This is a genomic window from Streptomyces sp. NPDC006435, from assembly GCF_040612315.1.
Classification (GTDB): domain Bacteria; phylum Actinomycetota; class Actinomycetes; order Streptomycetales; family Streptomycetaceae; genus Streptomyces.
Genome location: NZ_JBEXPY010000029.1, coordinates 38053 through 54433 on the forward strand (window position 1 = coordinate 38053; position 16381 = coordinate 54433).

17 protein-coding genes are annotated in these 16381 nt (G+C 73.3%); 4 read left to right on the forward strand and 13 right to left on the reverse strand.

Annotated elements, in window-relative coordinates; translation table 11 throughout:
* Window positions 1-80: 80 nt before the first annotated feature.
* Together ABZZ04_RS25870 and ABZZ04_RS25875 are read right to left on the reverse strand one after the other, a co-directional pair.
* The gene (locus ABZZ04_RS25870) at window positions 81-1238 is read right to left on the reverse strand and encodes a methyltransferase (RefSeq protein WP_356934597.1); all 1158 of its coding nucleotides are present in this window, start codon (window positions 1236-1238) and stop codon (window positions 81-83) included.
* Between the two features lie 77 nt (window positions 1239-1315).
* Window positions 1316-1516: a hypothetical protein gene (locus tag ABZZ04_RS25875; RefSeq protein WP_356934598.1), complete on the reverse strand. Its 201-nt coding sequence runs from the start codon at window positions 1514-1516 to the stop codon at window positions 1316-1318.
* Window positions 1517-1766: 250 nt separating this feature from the next.
* Between ABZZ04_RS25875 and ABZZ04_RS25880 the strand changes: the two genes are divergently transcribed.
* Window positions 1767-2591, forward strand: coding sequence for an endonuclease (locus ABZZ04_RS25880; protein WP_356934599.1), 825 nt, complete (start codon window positions 1767-1769; stop codon window positions 2589-2591).
* A gap of 160 nt (window positions 2592-2751) precedes the next feature.
* Window positions 2752-3057, forward strand: a complete 306-nt coding sequence (locus ABZZ04_RS25885) for a plasmid stabilization protein (protein ID WP_356934600.1) — start codon at window positions 2752-2754, stop codon at window positions 3055-3057.
* Between the two features lie 28 nt (window positions 3058-3085).
* On the opposite strand, the gene ABZZ04_RS25890 is transcribed toward ABZZ04_RS25885, so the two are convergent.
* The 7 genes from ABZZ04_RS25890 to ABZZ04_RS25920 all read right to left on the reverse strand — a co-directional run bounded on the left by ABZZ04_RS25890 (window position 3086) and on the right by ABZZ04_RS25920 (window position 11978).
* Complete coding sequence (locus ABZZ04_RS25890; protein WP_356934601.1) at window positions 3086-5473, reverse strand: phosphoketolase family protein; 2388 nt, start codon at window positions 5471-5473, stop codon at window positions 3086-3088.
* Window positions 5470-6906: an NADP-dependent succinic semialdehyde dehydrogenase gene (locus ABZZ04_RS25895; RefSeq protein ID WP_356934602.1), complete on the reverse strand. Its 1437-nt coding sequence runs from the start codon at window positions 6904-6906 to the stop codon at window positions 5470-5472. Before ABZZ04_RS25895 ends, ABZZ04_RS25890 begins: the two co-directional genes overlap by 4 nt.
* 195 nt (window positions 6907-7101) lie before the next feature.
* On the reverse strand, window positions 7102-7608 hold the full coding sequence (locus ABZZ04_RS25900; RefSeq protein WP_356934603.1) for an ATP-binding protein: 507 nt from the start codon (window positions 7606-7608) through the stop codon (window positions 7102-7104).
* Between the two features lie 163 nt (window positions 7609-7771).
* Complete coding sequence (locus ABZZ04_RS25905; RefSeq protein WP_356934604.1) at window positions 7772-9871, reverse strand: xanthine dehydrogenase family protein molybdopterin-binding subunit; 2100 nt, start codon at window positions 9869-9871, stop codon at window positions 7772-7774.
* Window positions 9872-9913: 42 nt separating this feature from the next.
* On the reverse strand, window positions 9914-10900 hold the full coding sequence (locus tag ABZZ04_RS25910; protein ID WP_356934605.1) for a xanthine dehydrogenase family protein subunit M: 987 nt from the start codon (window positions 10898-10900) through the stop codon (window positions 9914-9916).
* Entirely contained in the window at window positions 10897-11463 is a 567-nt protein-coding gene (locus ABZZ04_RS25915) for a 2Fe-2S iron-sulfur cluster-binding protein (protein ID WP_356934606.1), read from the reverse strand. The genes ABZZ04_RS25910 and ABZZ04_RS25915 overlap by 4 nt, the downstream gene beginning before the upstream one ends.
* Before the next feature lie 83 nt (window positions 11464-11546).
* A complete protein-coding gene (locus ABZZ04_RS25920) occupies window positions 11547-11978 on the reverse strand; it encodes a hypothetical protein (protein ID WP_356934607.1) in 432 nt (143 codons plus the stop codon).
* Between the two features lie 358 nt (window positions 11979-12336).
* On the opposite strand from ABZZ04_RS25920, the gene ABZZ04_RS25925 reads away from it, so the two are divergent.
* Window positions 12337-12669 (forward strand): DUF6479 family protein, encoded by a 333-nt coding sequence (locus tag ABZZ04_RS25925; RefSeq protein WP_356934608.1) that lies wholly within the window; start codon window positions 12337-12339, stop codon window positions 12667-12669.
* 89 nt (window positions 12670-12758) lie between these two features.
* A complete protein-coding gene (locus ABZZ04_RS25930; RefSeq protein ID WP_356934670.1) occupies window positions 12759-13508 on the forward strand; it encodes a VOC family protein in 750 nt (249 codons plus the stop codon).
* 34 nt (window positions 13509-13542) lie between these two features.
* Here the strand turns inward: ABZZ04_RS25930 and ABZZ04_RS25935 are convergent, their stop codons facing one another.
* The 4 genes from ABZZ04_RS25935 to ABZZ04_RS25950 form a co-directional block, all read right to left on the reverse strand.
* Window positions 13543-14064, reverse strand: a complete 522-nt coding sequence (locus ABZZ04_RS25935) for a DUF6328 family protein (RefSeq protein WP_356934609.1) — start codon at window positions 14062-14064, stop codon at window positions 13543-13545.
* A 103-nt stretch (window positions 14065-14167) separates the two neighbouring features.
* A complete protein-coding gene (locus ABZZ04_RS25940) occupies window positions 14168-14698 on the reverse strand; it encodes a GNAT family N-acetyltransferase (RefSeq protein ID WP_356934610.1) in 531 nt (176 codons plus the stop codon).
* Window positions 14699-14755: 57 nt separating this feature from the next.
* A complete protein-coding gene (locus ABZZ04_RS25945) occupies window positions 14756-15160 on the reverse strand; it encodes a DUF1992 domain-containing protein (RefSeq protein ID WP_356934611.1) in 405 nt (134 codons plus the stop codon).
* 75 nt (window positions 15161-15235) lie between these two features.
* Window positions 15236-16222, reverse strand: coding sequence for a hypothetical protein (locus ABZZ04_RS25950; protein WP_356934612.1), 987 nt, complete (start codon window positions 16220-16222; stop codon window positions 15236-15238).
* Window positions 16223-16381: the final 159 nt, after the last annotated feature.

A 16381-nucleotide genomic window follows, 5' to 3' on the forward strand; every position in this document is an offset into this window, starting at 1 on the left:
GTTCGCGTCGCCCGTGTGCGGCGGCGCACACAGTAGAACGTGTTGCAGGAATCCGGAAGGGGCAGTGCCCCTCGTACGGGTCAGCGCTTGACGGCGCGCAGGACGACGAACTTCGGGTTGCCCGCGACCGTGGCGCAGTTGCCGAAGATGCGGCGGAGCTGGGTGTGGTGGCCGAGGTGCCGGTTGCCGACGACCCAGAGTTCACCGCCGGACCGCAGCGCGGCACGGGCCCCGTGGAACATCGTGCGGGCCGTCGCGTCGGTGGTGGCCTGGTGGGAGTGGAACGGCGGGTTGTTGAGCACCAGGTCCACGCTGGCGGGCGGCACGTCCGCCAGCCCGTCGCCGACCCTGAACTCGGCCTCGGCGTCCGGTCCGGCGTTGGCCCGGAAGGTCTCCTCGGCGGAGGCGACCGCCTGGTACGACTCGTCGATGAAGGTGACCGACGCCTCGGGGTTGGCGAGCGCCGCGGCGAGACCGACGACGCCGTTCCCGCAGCCGAGGTCGACGACCCGGTCGGGGCCGCTGCGCGCGGGGAGGTGACCGAGGAAGAAGCGGGTGCCGATGTCGAGGCGGTCGGCGCAGAAGATGCCCGCGTGGTTGACGACGGTCCGGCCGGAGACCGGGCCGACGTCCCCGGGCAGTTCGTAGCGGCGGGGCCAGGGGCTGGGCGTCCGGGCCAGGCCGGGGTCCGGGGTGCAGAGAATGAGCCGGGCCTTCCGCACCGCGAGGGAGGTACGGGTCGGACCGATGATCCGCTCGAAGAGTTCGAGGGTGGAGGTGTGGATCTCGCGGACCATGCCGGTGCCGATGACGACGGTGCCCGCGTGGACGGCCGGCGCGAGCCGGTGCAACTGGTCCTCCAGCAGCGCGAGGCTCTTCGGTACGCGCACCAGCAGGACGTCGACGCGGTCCGGCGGTGCGTCCCTGGCCGACAGCAGGCGTACGGCGTCCGTGTCCGCGCCGTTGCGGGCCAGGTTGGCCAGGGTGGCGCGCCGCGCCAGGTAGGAGTCGGTGATCTGCACGGGCCGGTGGCCGGCCAGCACGGTGCTCAGGGCGCCCCAGCGGTCGCCCACCACGACCACGGTGCCGGACAGGTCGACGGGTTCCGCCCCGTCCTCCCCCTCCAGCCGCCGCAGCAGGTACTCGTCGGCGGCATCCCAGGCGCGGAACGGGTCGCGCGGGTTCTCGGGGAAGCGGGCCAGTTCGTACCCGGCCCCTGACGTCGTCAAACGGTTCATTGTGCACCCAGGCTAGCCGAGCCGCGGGAGGTGCCCACAACACTCCCCGCGGCCCGGCCGCCGGGCGGCCGCGCCCGCTACGGCAGCGCCTTGTCGATCGCCGACCGGCCCTCCCGGGCGAGCCTGCGCTCCGCCCACTGGAGGTTCTCCGGAGTGAGGTCCCGCCCGGAGGCGAGCACCAGGTCCTCCGCCGACGGATGGTCGCTGCCACCCGTGTGCAAGAGGCTGTCGGGGGTCACTCCCCGAGTTGCGGATACGGATTCGGACTCGTCGCTCATGCCGCCTCCTCGTCCCTTTCGGACATTCTCGCTCCGCGCCCGACGCGCCGCATCCGAGACCCATGCACCCTTTTCCGACACGGAGGCCGGATCATCACTTGACCTGCACATGATAGGTACGGAGCGTTCACACCATGGTCACGGTGCGTGTGGCACGCTCCCGCTTACCACATAGCACACGATCGCCGCGGCGCCACCCCCACCTAGTGGCGGTGTCGCGGCGCACGTATTTCCGGAGAGGACACCCCACATGTCCCGTCGTCACCCTCGCCACCGGCGCATGCTGCTGGCCTCCCTCGCCGCCTTCGCGGTACTCGGCGGCACCGCGGCCGCCGCACCGGCCGCCACATCCCAGGACGCGCCGACCGCCACGACCCCGCTCCGGGTACTCGACGACACGTACTACCAGGACGCGCTCGGCAAGAGCGGGTCCCAGCTGAAGAGCGCGCTGCACGAGATCATCAGCGACCAGACCAAGATCTCCTACAGCCAGGTCTGGACCGCTCTCAAGGACACCGACCAGGACCCCTCCAACAGCTCGAACGTGATCGAGCTCTACACCGGCCGTTCCATTTCCAAGAACGCCAACGGCGGCTCGGTCGGGAACTGGAACCGTGAGCACGTCTGGGCCAAGTCCCACGGCGACTTCGGCACCGCCACCGGCCCCGGCACCGACATCCACCACCTGCGCCCGGAGGACGTCACCGTCAACTCGATCCGCGGCAACAAGGACTTCGACAACGGCGGCAGCTCGGTCAGCGGCGCCCCGGGCAACTACACCGACAGCGACTCCTTCGAGCCGCGCGACGCGGTCAAGGGCGACGTGGCCCGCATGATCCTCTACATGGCCGTGCGCTACGAGGGCACCGACGGCTTCCCCGACCTGGAGCCCAACGACCGGGTGTCCAACGGATCCGCCCCGAACATCGGCCGGCTGTCGGTGCTGAAGGCGTGGAGCCAGGAGGACCCGCCGGACAGCTTCGAGAAGCGTCGCAACGACGTCATATTCGACCAGTACCAGCACAACCGGAACCCCTTCATCGACCACCCCGAGTGGGTCGAGTCCATCTGGTAGCCGGTGACGCACCGGGACGCCGCGCGGCGTCCCGGTGGCCGCCCGGCACGGTGCGCGGCAGGCGTGCGGGCCCCCTCGGGCGCTGGGACACTGGAGAGGGTCCCGGCCGGACCCCGTGCCGAACCCCGGGGCGGGTGCCGGGGAGAGGGGTGACCGCACCATGTCGCATGGATCCGGCACCGGACGGCATCGGCAGTACGAGCACATCAAGGAGAGCGCGCAGGAGCGCGGGGTCGGCGAGGAGCGGGCCGAGGGGATCGCGGCCCGTACGGCCGGCGGGGACCACTTCCGCACGGGCCCGGTGAGGACCGCGCGCCGCGCGTCCGCCGCGGGCCCGTCGTCCGTACGGCACGACGGGGCCGAAGGCCCCACCCGCGACCAGCTCTACGAGGAGGCGCGGCGCAAGAACGTCCACGGGCGGTCGACCATGACCAAGGCCGAGCTGGCCCGGGCGGTCGGCCGCTGAGCGCCTTCCGCGCGGGGCCGGGACGGGGTCAGCCGCCCCAGGTCCAGTCGGCCACCTCGGGCAGGTCCGTGCCGTGTTCCCGGATCCAGGCGTGGTGGCGGGTGCGGGCGTCCGCCATCTCCTGGCGCACGGCAACGGCGCGGACCCCGAGGCCGGGCACCCGGTCGATGACGTCCATGACCAGCCGGTAGCGGTCCAGGTCGTTGCGGACCACCATGTCGAAGGGCGTGGTGGTGGTGCCCTCCTCCTTGTAGCCCCGCACGTGCAGACCGGCGTGGCCCGCGCGGCGGTAGGCGAGCCGGTGGATCAGCCACGGATAGCCGTGGTAGGCGAAGACCACCGGGGCGTTCCGGGTGAACAGGGCGTCGTACTCGGCGTCCGGCATGCCGTGCGGGTGCTGCTCGCGGGGCATCAGCCGCGCCATGTCGACGACGTTGACCACCCGTACGGCCAGCTCCGGCAGATGTCGGCGCAGCAGGTCCGCCGCGGCCAGGGTCTCCAGCGTGGGCACGTCCCCGGCGCAGGCGAGCACCACGTCGGGTTCGCGGCTGCCGTCCTCCGTCCCGGCCCACTCCCACACCCCGGCGCCGCGGGCGCAGTGCGCGCGGGCCCGGTCCATCGTGAGCCAGTCGAAGGACGGTTGCTTGCCGGCCACGATCACGTTGACGTGGTCGCGGCTGCGCAGCGCGTGGTCGGCGACCGCGAGCAGTGTGTTGGCGTCCGGGGGCAGGTAGACCCGTACGACCTCGGGGCTCTTGTTGAGGACGTGGTCGACGAAGCCCGGGTCCTGGTGGGAGAAGCCGTTGTGGTCCTGCCGCCAGACGTGGGAGGTGAGCAGGTAGTTGAGCGAGGCGACGGGGCGGCGCCAGGCCAGCCTGCGGGCGGTCCTGAGCCATTTGATGTGCTGGTTGACCATCGAGTCGACGATGTGGGCGAACGCCTCGTAGCAGGAGAAGAGGCCGTGCCGGCCGGTGAGGAGGTAGCCCTCCAGCCAGCCCTGGCACAGGTGCTCGGAGAGCACCTCCATGACGCGTCCGTCGTGGGAGAGGTTCTCGTCGGTGGGCAGGATGCGTTCCTGCCAGTTCTTGGCGGTGGCCCCGTAGAGGGCGTTGAGCCGGTTCGAGGCGGTCTCGTCGGGGCCGACGACCCGGAAGTCGCGGCGTTCGGCGGTGGCGGCCATGACGGCCTCCAGCAGACCGCCGAGCACCCGGGTCGGTTCGTGGAGCGAGGTGCCCGGGGCCCGGACCTCGACGGCGTGGTCGTCCAGCGGCGGGAGGGGCAGCTCGCGCAGCAGCAGGCCGCCGTTGGCGTACGGGGTCGAGCCGAGCCGGGCGTCGCCCTCGGGCACGCAGTCGAGCACCCGGGGGCGGGGCCGTCCGGACGCGTCGAAGAGTTCCCCGGGCCGGTAGGAGCGCAGCCACTCCTCCAGTTGCCGCAGGTGGTCCGGGTCGTCCCGGACCCCGGACAGCGGGACCTGGTGGGCGCGCCAGGTGCCTTCGACGGGCACCCCGTCGACCTCGGCCGGGCCGGTCCAGCCCTTGGGGGTGCGCAGCACGATCATCGGCCAGTGCGGGCGCCCGGTGTCGCCGCCGGCGCGGGCGGCGGCCTGGATCTCCCGGATGCGGTCGACGGCCAGGTCCGTCGCGGCGGCCATCGCCCGGTGGACGTTGAACGGTTCGTCACCGCCGACGTACAGGGGGTCGTGCCCGTAGCCGCGCAGCAGTGCGTCGAGTTCGGTCTCCGGGAGGCGGGCGAGCAGGGTCGGGTTGGCGATCTTGTAGCCGTTGAGGTGGAGGATCGGGAGGACCGCCCCGTCGTGCACCGGGTCGAGGAACTTGTTGGAGTGCCAGGACGCGGCGAGCGGCCCGGTCTCGGCCTCGCCGTCGCCGACGACGCAGGCGACGAGCAGGTCCGGGTGGTCGAGGGCGGCGCCGTAGGCGTGGGTGAGTGCGTAGCCGAGTTCGCCGCCCTCGTGGATGGAGCCGGGGGTCTCCGGTGCCACGTGGCTGGGCACGCCGCCGGGGAAGGAGAACTGCCGGAACAGCCGTCGCATGCCTTCGGCGTCGCGCCCGACGTCGGGGTACGTCTGCGAATAGCTGCCCTCCAGCCAGGAGTTGGCCAGGACGGCGGGTCCGCCGTGGCCGGGTCCCCAGACGCAGAGGCAGCGCAGGCCGCGGGACTTGACGGCGCGGTTGAGGTGGGTGTGGACCAGGTTCAGTCCGGGTGAGGTGCCCCAGTGGCCGAGCAGCCGCGGCTTGATGTGCTCCCGGGCGAGCGGCCGGGTCAGGAGCGGGTTGTCCATCAGGTAGATCTGGCCGACGGTCAGGTAGTTGGCGGCCCGCCAGTGCGCATCGAGTGCCGCGATCTCCTCGTCGGACGGGCCGGGTATGTGGACCGGGCCGGCGTCGTCGCTCATGCGGTCTCCCGGAACGTGGTGCCGAGGGGGTCGGGGCCGTACCAGACCGTGGTGGCGTTGCAGAATTCACGGATGCCGTGACCGGCGAGTTCCCGCCCGTAACCGGAGTGCTTGATGCCGCCGAAGGGCAGCGCGGGGTGGGACGCCGTCATGCCGTTGAAGAAGACGCCGCCCGCCTGCAGGTCGCGCACGCAGCGGCGGGCCTCGTCCGGGTCCCTGGTCCATACGTTGGAGCTGAGGCCGAAGGGGGTGTCGTTGGCGAGTTCCACGGCCTCGTCGAGCCCTTCGACGCGGTAGAGCGTGGCGACGGGTCCGAAGGTCTCCTCGTGGTGGATACGCATGGCGGGGGTGATGCCGGTGAGGACGGTGGGGGCGTAGAACCAGCCGCCCCTCAGCTCCGGGTCCAGGCGTTCGGGGCGGCCGCCGCCGCACAGCACGTCCGCGCCCTGCCGCACCGCGTCGTCCACCAGTTCCTCCAGGTCGGCGCGGCCCTGCCGGGAGGCCAGGGGGCCGATGTCGGTGGATTCGCGGAGCGGGTCGCCGACCGTCAGGTCGCGCATGCCGACGGTGAACCGCTCGGCGAACTCCTCGTACACGTCCGCGTGCACGATGAAGCGCTTGGCCGCGATGCAGGACTGTCCGTTGTTCTGCGCCCTGGCGGTCACGGCGGTGCGGGCGGCCCGGACGACGTCCGCGGACGGCATGACGAGGTACGGGTCGCTGCCGCCCAGTTCCAGGACGGTCCGCTTCACCGCGTCGCCGGCGATCGAGGCGACCGAGCGGCCGGCCGGTTCGCTGCCGGTGAGGGTGGCGGCGGCGACCCGGGGGTCGCGCAGGATCGGCTCGACCGCGGCGGCCCCCACGAGGAGGGTCTGGAAGCAGCCCTCGGGGAATCCCGCCCGGCGGAACAGGCCCTCCAGGTACATCGCGGTCTGCGGGACGTTGGAGGCGTGCTTGAGCAGGCCGACGTTCCCGGCCATCAGCGCGGGGGCGGCGAACCGCACGACCTGCCACAGCGGGAAGTTCCACGGCATCACGGCGAGGACGGCGCCGAGCGGCCGGTAGTGGACGTGGGCCCGGGAGGCGCCGGAGTCCCGCACGTCGTCCGGGGAGGGGTGTTCGTCCGCGAGGAGTTCCTCCGCGTGCGCCGCGTACCAGCGCATCGCCTTGGCGCACTTGGCGGCCTCCGCGCGGGCCGCCGTGACGGGCTTGCCCATTTCGACGGTCATGGTGCGCGCGATGTCCTGCCGGTCCTCGTCGAGGAGTTCGGCGGCGTGTTCCATCAGCCGGGCCCGTTCGGCGAATCCGGTGGTCCGGTACTGCCTGAACGCGGTGTCGGCGGCCGCGAGCCGGCGTTCGATCTCCGCCTCCCCCAGCGGGTCGAACGTTCTGAGGGTCTCGCCGTTCGCGGGGTTGACCGTCGCGATGGGCATGGCTGGGTCCTCCTTGCCTGGGTCCTTCGACCGTGCCGTGCCCCGCGCCGCGCCGCAACGCGGGCCCGGCGGGCGGGTGCCCGGCGGGCGCGGACGGGGCGTGCGGGGTGCGCACCGTCCGCGCCTTCCCGGCCTTCCGCGCCGGAAGGGGTGTTCCGCCGGGTGCGGGCCTGCGGGGCGGGTGCGGCGGCCGTCTCAGACGAGGACGGCGGCGGGCTCCGGGACGGTCGCGGAGCCGGGTACGTCAACGGTCGTGACGGGCGGGCGGCGGAACTCGCGCACGCCGGGCAGCGGCGACAGCGGCACCAGGTCGACGCCGTTCGGCTCCTTCGCGTACCGGGTGAACCAGACGACCTTGCCCTCGTCGGTGCGGCAGGTTCCCCAGCTGTCGCTCAGGGCCATGATCCGGCTCAGTCCGCCGCCTCCGGTGCTGAGCAGCCGCGGCATTCCGGAGCCGTCGTCGGCGACGGAGACCGTCAGGTGCCGTCCGGACCACCGGAGTTCGACGACGCATTTGTTGTCGTCACCGACGTGCCGGTGGACGTTGGTCAGCAGCTCCTCCACGCCGCGGCACACCGGCCGGACATGGAGTTCGAGACTCCAGTGGCGCAGGTGCGCGGCGATTATTCGCCGCAGCTGGGACACGCGCTCTGCCGAAACCTGGAGTTCGACCAGATAGTGCCGGTCGAGTGGAACGGTCATCGTCGAGGCTCCTCACATCGAGGCCCACTGGCTTCGCCCCGTTGAACCAACGACCCCCGAACACGAAGAGTGAGCAGATGTCTCTTCTGGGTCACTGACAGCGTGGCCCGGCGGGGCCCGGCGCGCAACACGAGGGAGGTGCCGGCCGGTCCCGCCCGCGCGTTCACAGCAGGTAGGGCAGCAGTTTGTCCGGGGTGAGCGGGAGGTCGCGCAGCCGGACGCCGGTGGCGTGCCGGACCGCGTTGCCGACCGCGGCGGCGGCGCCGACGATGCCGATCTCGCCGATGCCCTTGCTGCCCATCGGGTTGAGGTGCGGGTCGTCCTCGTCGATCCAGTGCGCCTCGATCTCCGGCACGTCGGCGCTGACCGGTACGTGGTAGGAGGCGAGGTCGTTCCCGGTGAAGTCCCCGAAGACGGGGTCGACGGTGCTGCCCTCGGTCAGGGCCATGCCGATCCCCATGGTCATGCCGCCGATGAACTGGGAGCGCGCGGTGCGGGGGTTGAGGATGCGTCCGGCGGCGAAGACGCCCAGCATCCGGCGCAGCCGTGCCTCTCCGGTGCGGGAGTCGACGGCGACCTCGGCGAAGTGCGCCCCGAAGGCGTGCCGTGCGTACGGGGACTTCTCCGCGGTCTCCTGCCGGGTGTCGGCGGTGGCCGTGAGGCCCTGCGCGGGGAGGGGGCCGGTGTGCTCGTCCAGTCGCCGCAGCAGGAGGGTGGCCGCCTTGTGCACGGCCCAGCCCCAGGAGGCGGTCCCCGCGGAGCCGCCGGCCACCGGGGCGTCGGACAGTTCGCTGCTGCCGATGTCGATCCGGACGTTGTCCAGGGGGGTGTCCAGCGCGTCGGCCGCGATCTGCGCGAGCACGGTGCGGGCGCCGGTGCCGATGTCGGTGGCGTTGACCCGGACGTGGTACGAGCCGTCGGGGGCGGCGTGGGCCGAGGCGCCGCAGGGGGCGATGTACACGGGGTAGGTGGCGGCGGCGACGCCCGTGCCGATGAGCAGCGGCCCCTCCTCGCGGACCGCGGGGCGCGGGTCGCGGTCGTACCAGCCGAAGCGTGCGGCGCCCGCCTCCAGGCAGGCGGTGAGGCCGCGGCTGCTGAACGGGAGGCCGGAGTCGGGCTCGTGCGCCGGGTCGTTGCGGACGCGCAGTTCGACGGGGTCCATGCCGAGGGCGGAGGCCAGTTCGTCCATGGCGGATTCGAGCGCGTACATGCCGGGGGCCTCGCCCGGCGCGCGCATCCAGGAGGGGCTCGGCACATCCAGGGCGGCCACCCGGTGGACGGTGCGGCCGGCCGGTGACCCGTACATGACCCGGGCCGGTACGGCGGCCTGTTCCACGAACTCCTTGACGGTGGAGGTGTGGGTGAGGGCCTCGTGGTCGACCGCGGTGAGGATGCCGTCGAGTCCGGCGCCGAGCCGGACGCGCTGCACGGTGGGGGCCCGGTGGCCGACCACGGCGGCCATCTGGCGGCGGGGCAGGGCGATCTTGACCGGCCGTCCGGTGTGGCGGGCGGCCATGGCGGCGAGGACGGCCTGCGGGCGCGGGGTGCCCTTGGAGCCGAAGCCGCCGCCGACGTGTTCGGAGACCGCGGTGACCTGCTGCGGTTTCAGCCCGAAAGCGGCGGCGAGGGTGTCGCGCACCGTCGTGGAGCCCTGGCTGGAGTCGTGGACGGTCAGGTGTCCGTCCGCGTCCCACCACGCCGTCGTGGCGTGCGGCTCCATGGGGTGGTTGTGCAGGGGGCCGATGGTGTACGTGGCGTCGATCTGCACGGGGGCCGTGAGGAGGGCCCGTTCGGTGTCGCCGCGTTCGCGGACGGCGGGGTAGCCGCCGTTGACCGTGTCGGGGACGTACAGGCCGGGATGGTCCTCGGTCAGGACGACGTCGTGCCCGGCGGTCTCGTACGTGATCCGCAGCGCCCCGGCCCCGGCCCGGGCGGCTTCGGGGGTGTCGGCCACCACGAGCGCGACGTACCAGCCGCGGTGCGGGACCCGGTCGTTCCGGAGGACGGCGAGGGCGGGGTCGTCGGGTTCCTCGGTCCGTGGGGCGTTGTCGTGGGTGAGCACGGCGCATACGCCCGGCAGGGCCAGTGCCTCGTCCGCGTGGACGGCGGTGACCCGGCCGCGGACGATCGTGGCGGGGACGGGGCGCCCGTACAGGCATCCGGGCGGGGTGTGCTCGGCGGAGTACCGGGCGGCGCCCGTGACCTTGTCCCGGCCCTCGCGGCGGACGACGGGGGTGCCCAGTGGCGACGGGGCCTGGCTCATGACGGGGTCCTCACCTCTGCGGGTCGGCCGGTGCGGGGCGGTTCAGCTGTCGGCGGCGAGTTCGGTCAGCGCGTCCACGGCGAGGGCGCGGGCGAGTCCCACCTTGTACGCGTTGTCGCGCAGCGGACGGGCCGCGGCGAGTTCGGCGTCCACGGCCTGTTCGAAGGTCCCGGGTACGGCCGGGGCGCCCCGGAGCGCCGTCTCCGCGATGTGTGCGCGCCAGGGCCGGTGGGCGAGCCCGCCGAAGGCCAGCGCCACGTGCTCGATCCGGCCGCGGCGGACGCTCAGCACGGCGGCCACCGACGCGAGGGCGAAGGCGAAGGAGGCCCGGTCGCGGGCCTTGCGGTAGAGGGAGGCCGCGCCGTCCGGGGGCGGGGGCAGGACCACCTCAGTGACGAGTTCGCCCGGCAGGGCCTCGGTGTCGCGGTGCGGGGTGTCGCCCGGCAGCCGGTGGAACCCGGTGGCGGGCACGGTCCGTTCGCCGTCCGGTCCGCGCAGGTGGACGGTGGCGTCGAGGGCGGACAGCGCGACGGCCAGGTCGGACGGGTGGGTGGCGACGCAGTGCTCGGAGTGGCCGAGCACTGCGAGTTCGCGGTGGGCGCCCTCGACGGCGGGGCAGCCGGTGCCGGGTTCCCGCTTGTTGCAGGGTTTGGAGGTGTCCTGGAAGTAGGGGCAGCGGGTGCGCTGGAGCAGGTTGCCGCCGGTGGTGGCGGTGTTGCGGAGCTGCCCGCAGGCGCCGGACAGCAGCGCCTGCGACAGGGCGGGGTAGCGGGTGCGCACCGCGGGGTGGGCGGCCAGGTCGCTGTTGCGCACGGTGGCTCCGATGCGCAGTCCGCCGTCGTCGGTGTCGGTCACCCGGTCCAGCGGCAGCCGGCTGACGTCGATGAGCAGGGTGGGGGTCTCGACGCCGAGCTTCATCAGGTCGACGAGGTTGGTGCCGCCGCCGAGGAAACCGGCGCCCGGGTGGGCGGCGTGCTCGCGGACGGCCTCCTCGGCGGACCGGGCACGGAGGTAGCCGAAGGGCTTCACGGCGCCACGTCCCCGATCGCCTCGACGATGCGGGGGTAGGCGCCGCAGCGGCACAGGTTGCCGCTCATCCGCTCGCGGATCTCCGCGGCGTCGAGGGCGGCCGGGACGGCGACGGGGGCGGTGCGCGCGGTGGCGTGGGACGGGAAGCCCTCCGCCGCCTCGCCGAGCATGCCGACGGCCGAGCAGAGCTGGCCGGGGGTGCAGTAGCCGCACTGGAGGGCGTCGCGCTCCAGGAACGCCGCCTGGAGCGGGTGGAGCCGGTCGCCGTCGGCGAGGCCCTCGACGGTGGTGACGGCGGCACCGTCGTGGGCGACGGCCAGCAGCAGGCAGCTGTTGGCGCGGCGGCCGTCGACGAGGACGGTGCACGCCCCGCACTGGCCGTGGTCGCAGCCCTTCTTGGCGCCGGTCAGTCCGAGGTGTTCGCGCAGGGCGTCCAGGACCGTGGTGCGGTGGTCGAGCACGAGGGTCCGTTCGGTTCCGTTGACCCGCAGCGTCAGGGTGGAACGGTCGGCGGTCGCCGTCTGCTGCCGGGCGCCGTCGTCCCGTCCGTGGGAGGGGTCCACTCACTCGCACCTTTCAGGGGTGACTTCCGGGTGTTTCCTCATGACTGGTCCGCTTTCTACCAGAAAGGTGGCTCCTTCCCGGCTCATTGCCCCGCTTCCGGGCCGTGGCCCTCCGGACGGTCGCCCGACCGGCTCCGCAGGCGCAGGCGCACCTCTTCCTCCTGGTCGCCGGAGACCGTGCCGACGACCTGGACGTCGAAGGCGTGCGCCAGGCTCCGCCTGAGCCGTTCGACCGCCCAGTAGCCGCCCTGTACGTCGACGCTCACGGGGGCGTCGAGCGCGACCACCCCCGAGACCACCCTGGCCTCGGTGACGTCGACGGTCACCGCCCACGCCGTGGGGCGTCTGCCCGCGAGGTCCTGCGGGACGTCGGCCGAGGCCCGGTCGGTGGTGAACGCCGCCCGCAGCACGTCGAAGACCATCCGTGCGTCGCCTTTCCCGCACCCGCTGATGACGACCGACACCTCCTGGCCGTATCCGCTCGCCGCCGTCTGCTTCTCCTTGATCGTGTTCACCGCGGTTCCTTCCGGTCGGTGCGGCGCCGCACGTTCCCGCGCCGGGACCGGCCCATCGGCCGGGCGGATCCGGCGCCCGTCATTCCGCTCCGGCCCCTTCGACGATTCGGGGGCTGTCTCCAGCCTCGCTCCGCAGCGGTGCGACAGCGACACGAGAACGCCGCCGCGTGCCGTTCCGCCCTCCGGTGCCCGCCGGCCGTGCGGGCCCGCCGTCCGCGCCCCGCGCCGGCCGCGCAGGCCCGCCCCGCCTCCCGAACGAAACGCTTTTCGCACCATATCCACTTAAAATATGAATTCATGGTGTTTGTCGCGTGCGGGACTCGCCTCGGGGTATCCGGCACATATGGACGGATCGCACATGGACGTATCGCACATGGACCTGAATTCGCTGGCCCTCGTCCTCGCCGACGGCCGGGGCGCGACCGGAGCGGTGATGGGCGTGGTCGGAGTGGCCCTGGTGGCCATGCTGATCGGCGGCTTCTGGCTGGGCAAACGGCGCCGGGACCAGGAGCTGCCGCCCCCCAGACCCGATGAACAGCCACCGCGGCCGGACCACCGGAGCCACGTCGAGGCTCACGACGTGCACGGCGACGACAGCTTCCCGCCCAACGGCAGTGGCCTTTCCCCCTACGAGCTCGGGGACCACGGGAACGAGCCCCTGCGCCGCAACGGCGACGAACGCCGCGAATGACCCCCGGACCCCCTGACGACGGCTCCCCGGGACGCACGTCGCTGCCGGCGCCGCTGACCGGATCGGCGGCGCCCTGCTGGGTCAACCTCATGACCCGCGACCTCGGGGCGGCGCAGGAGTTCTACAGCGCCGTGCTGGGGTGGTCCTTCCGGCCCGGCAGGCTGGGGCAGGAGTTCTCGGTCGCGCGCCGCGGCGACGTGCCGGTCGCCGGGATCGGCGCGCTGGCGACCGCCTACCGGGTGACCGTGGCCTGGACGCCCTACTTCGCCGTCCCCGACGCGAACGCGGCCGCCTCGCGGATCCGGGAACGCAGCGGCACGGTCGCGGTGGGACCGCTGGCGCTCGGCAAGGGGCGCGGGGCCCTGGCGGCGGACCGCGACGGCGCGGTGTTCGGCATCTGGGAGCGGACCGAGCCCGCAACCTCGCCACCCGCGCCGGACGACCACTCGCACGCCTGGCTCCGGCTGCACACCAGGAACGCCTTCGACGCCGCGATCTTCTACGGCGAGGTGCTCGGCTGGGCGAGCGGGTGCCCGGGGTGCTGCGAGGTGTCGTACGAGAAGGACGAGGTCGTCGTCGACTGCCGCGGCCGACGGCTCGCCCGGATCGGCTCGGGCGCGGTGGAGGCGGCACCCGATCCGATGGTCCGCCCGCACTGGCAGGTGTACTTCCCGGTCACCGACGTGGCGGCCACGGTCGCCGCGGCACGGGAGAACGGCGGCGGCCTGATCGAGCGGCGGCCGCTGGGCCGGGGCGGCGAGGCGACCCTGCTGGACCCGGACGGGGCCCTCTTCACGGTCACGGACGTCCCGGAACTCGCCGTGGCGGACCCCCGCTGACCGGACCGCGCACGGGGCCCGCACCCCGCCGGGATCATTCCGGCCCGGCCCGTTCCTCCCCGTCGGGCGGCGAGGAACGGGCCAGGGCCCAGGCCGGGAACACGAACCAGCAGGCCAGGAACCACACCGCCATGCCGCCCACCAGCCACAGGGCGAGGGGGTTGTGCAGGGCCACCCGCAGGATGAGCAGCAGGGTGGAGCACATGGTGCAGAACAGCAGGACGAGCCCGAGCACGGTCATCCGGGACGCCCAGGCGACCGTCTGCGGCTTGAGCCGCCGCCCGGTGAGCAGCCGGTGGTACGAGACGGGTCCGATCAGGGCGGCGGCGGTGGCCGAACCCAGCATCACGGTGACCACGTAGATGTTGCGGTCGGTGTCCGGGAGCTGGGCGAAGCGCGGCTGGAAGACCACGGCGAGCAGGAAGCCGAACAGGATCTGCACACCGGTCTGGGCCACCCGCAGCTCCTGGAGCAGATCCGTCCACCGCCGGTCCGCGCGTTCCTCGGGGGTCTCGTGGCGGCCCGGATCGTCCGAGGGGTCTGCTGTCGGGGTCACCGGGAGCCTCCGTCCGAATGCCCGGCCTTGTGCCCCCGCCTCCTTCACCGTAGCCCCGGCGGCGGGTGCGGGCACGGGCATCGGCCCGCGGCACGCACCGGAGTCACCCCTCGTACGACCCCGGGCCGGTCCCCTCCCCCGGCACCCCGACCGGCAGCAGCAGTTCGGGCCGGTCCCACATCACCGCGGGCGGGCGGGCCGGCGCCGTGCCGGTGCGCAGGGCGCCCATGCTCCGGTAGAAGCCCTCGGCCGGCGGGTGCGAGACGACGCGGACGCCGCTCAGCCCGGCGCGTCCCGCCTCGCCGCGCAGGTGCCCGACGAGGAGTCGCCCGATGCCGAGCCCCTGCACGTCGTCGGCGACGAACATGAGGTCGAGCTCCGGCGGCGAGAGGACGAGCGAGTAGAAGCCGAGCAGCCGGTCGGTGCCGGTCTCGACGGCCGCGAAGACCCGGTGGGTCTCGATGTAGTCGGGGCCCACCCGGTAGCCGGTGACCATCGCGGCGTAGTGCCCCTCGTAGGCGCTGGAGGTCCTGACCAGTCGGGTGAGCCGTTTCGCGTCCCGGGCGGTCGCCCGCCTGACGTGCACGGCCGCCCGGCGCGGCGTCCGGCCCGGACGCGTGGTGCTCGTTGCCATGGGCCGAGTATCACCCATCCGGGCCCGGGGGCCGGGCGGCCGTCGCCCGGCAGGCCCTCACCCGGAGTCGCGCGCGGCGCGCCACTCCTCGACCACGGCTTCGACGTCGAACGGCCGGAGGTTCAGCAGCGGTCCCGGCGGCGGGCGCCTGATGGCCGCCCGGATCTTCTCGTTGACCTCGGTGAGCATGCGCCGCACCTCGGCCTCCGTGCGCGTCCCGGGAACGGCCGCGGACACGTCCTCGGCCTCCTTGCGCAGGGCCAGCGCCGGCGGGAGCACCGACACCCCTTCGCGGTGCATCTTCCCCTTGATCCACCAGTTCTCGTCGTAGGGGGCCTCGACGCTGTCGAGCGGCTTGCCGAAACCCGGCAACTGCGAGATGTCTCCGCGCTGTTCGGACTCCCGGATCTGCTTGTCGACCCATGATTCGAAGCTGATGTTCGCGGGTTTGCGCTCGGTCAACGTACGCCCCTTCCGGAGTTTCGCAATCCGTGCCTTCACGATACCCGGGGCCGGTACACGGCCGGGGCGGCCGGGTCAGTGCGCGTGCCCGGCGGCGCCCTTGTCCTCGCCCTTGCCCTTGTCCTCTCCCTCGTTCCCGCCCTTGCCCTCCTGGTGGTCGCCGCCCTTCTCGGCGGACGCGGGCACCCGGACGGTGAAGGCGGCCGTGCGCACCTTGCCCTCGTGCTGGAAGTCGAGGAAGAGGCGGTACGTGCCCGCGCTGGGCGCCGTGGCGGTGAAGGACACGTCGGGACCCGGGCCCCCCTCGTTCGGGTGGACGTGGAGGTAGGCCAGGTCGCCCGAGCGCAGGGCGACCAGGTGCCCGTACGCGCCGAGGTAGCGCTGGAGGTCGGTGACGGGGCGGCCGTTGCGGCTGATGGTCAGCTTCAGTTCGCCCGACCGGCCGGCCCGGAGGTCGCCGTCGAGCGCGACGTCGTACCCGTCCGTCTCGGCGGTGGCGCGCGGGGCGGGCATGGCGGCGGGGCGGTACGAGCCGGAGACGGCCAGGTCCGCGCCCAGGGTGAGGTTCTCGGCCCCCGCGGCCGCGGGGGTGAAGTCGGCGAACGCCCGGTAGCCACCGGCCTCGGGCAGTTCGACGGAGGTGGACCAGGTGCCGTCGGCCGCGCGGACGGGGTGCAGGTGCCGGTACTGGGTGAGGTCGCTCGACGCGAGGATGAAGTGCAGTTCCTTGCCGTGCTCGCGCCGGTAGGCGGTGACCTTGCGTCCGCTGTCGTCCTTGACGGTGAACCGGATCTCGCTGCGGGCCCCGGCGCGGATCACCGGCTTCTCGAGCGCCAGCGTGTACCCGCCGTCGGAGATCTCCAGGCCACCGGCCGCGTGGTCCGCCGCCTGCTGCTTCTCCTTCCCCTCGCCCGCCTCCTCTCCCCCGCCGTGGCCGCCGTGCTGCGCGGGGCGGTCCTCGGCCGCCACCAGCGGGTCGACGCTCCGGCCCACGCCGTACGCGGTTCCGAAGGTCGCGGCGAGCGCGGCGGCGAAGGCGGTGATCCTCAGGGCGTTGTTCATGACGGTTCCTCCTCGGGTGGACCGGGAGGCCGCGCCCCCCGACACACCACAAGATACCCCCTGGGGGTATCAAGTCAACCCGGGAGGGCGGCATCGTTTCCCGCTCCCCGCGAGGGCGGGGCCGGCGGTGTGCTCCGGGAGGGCGCGGGGGCGTCCGGC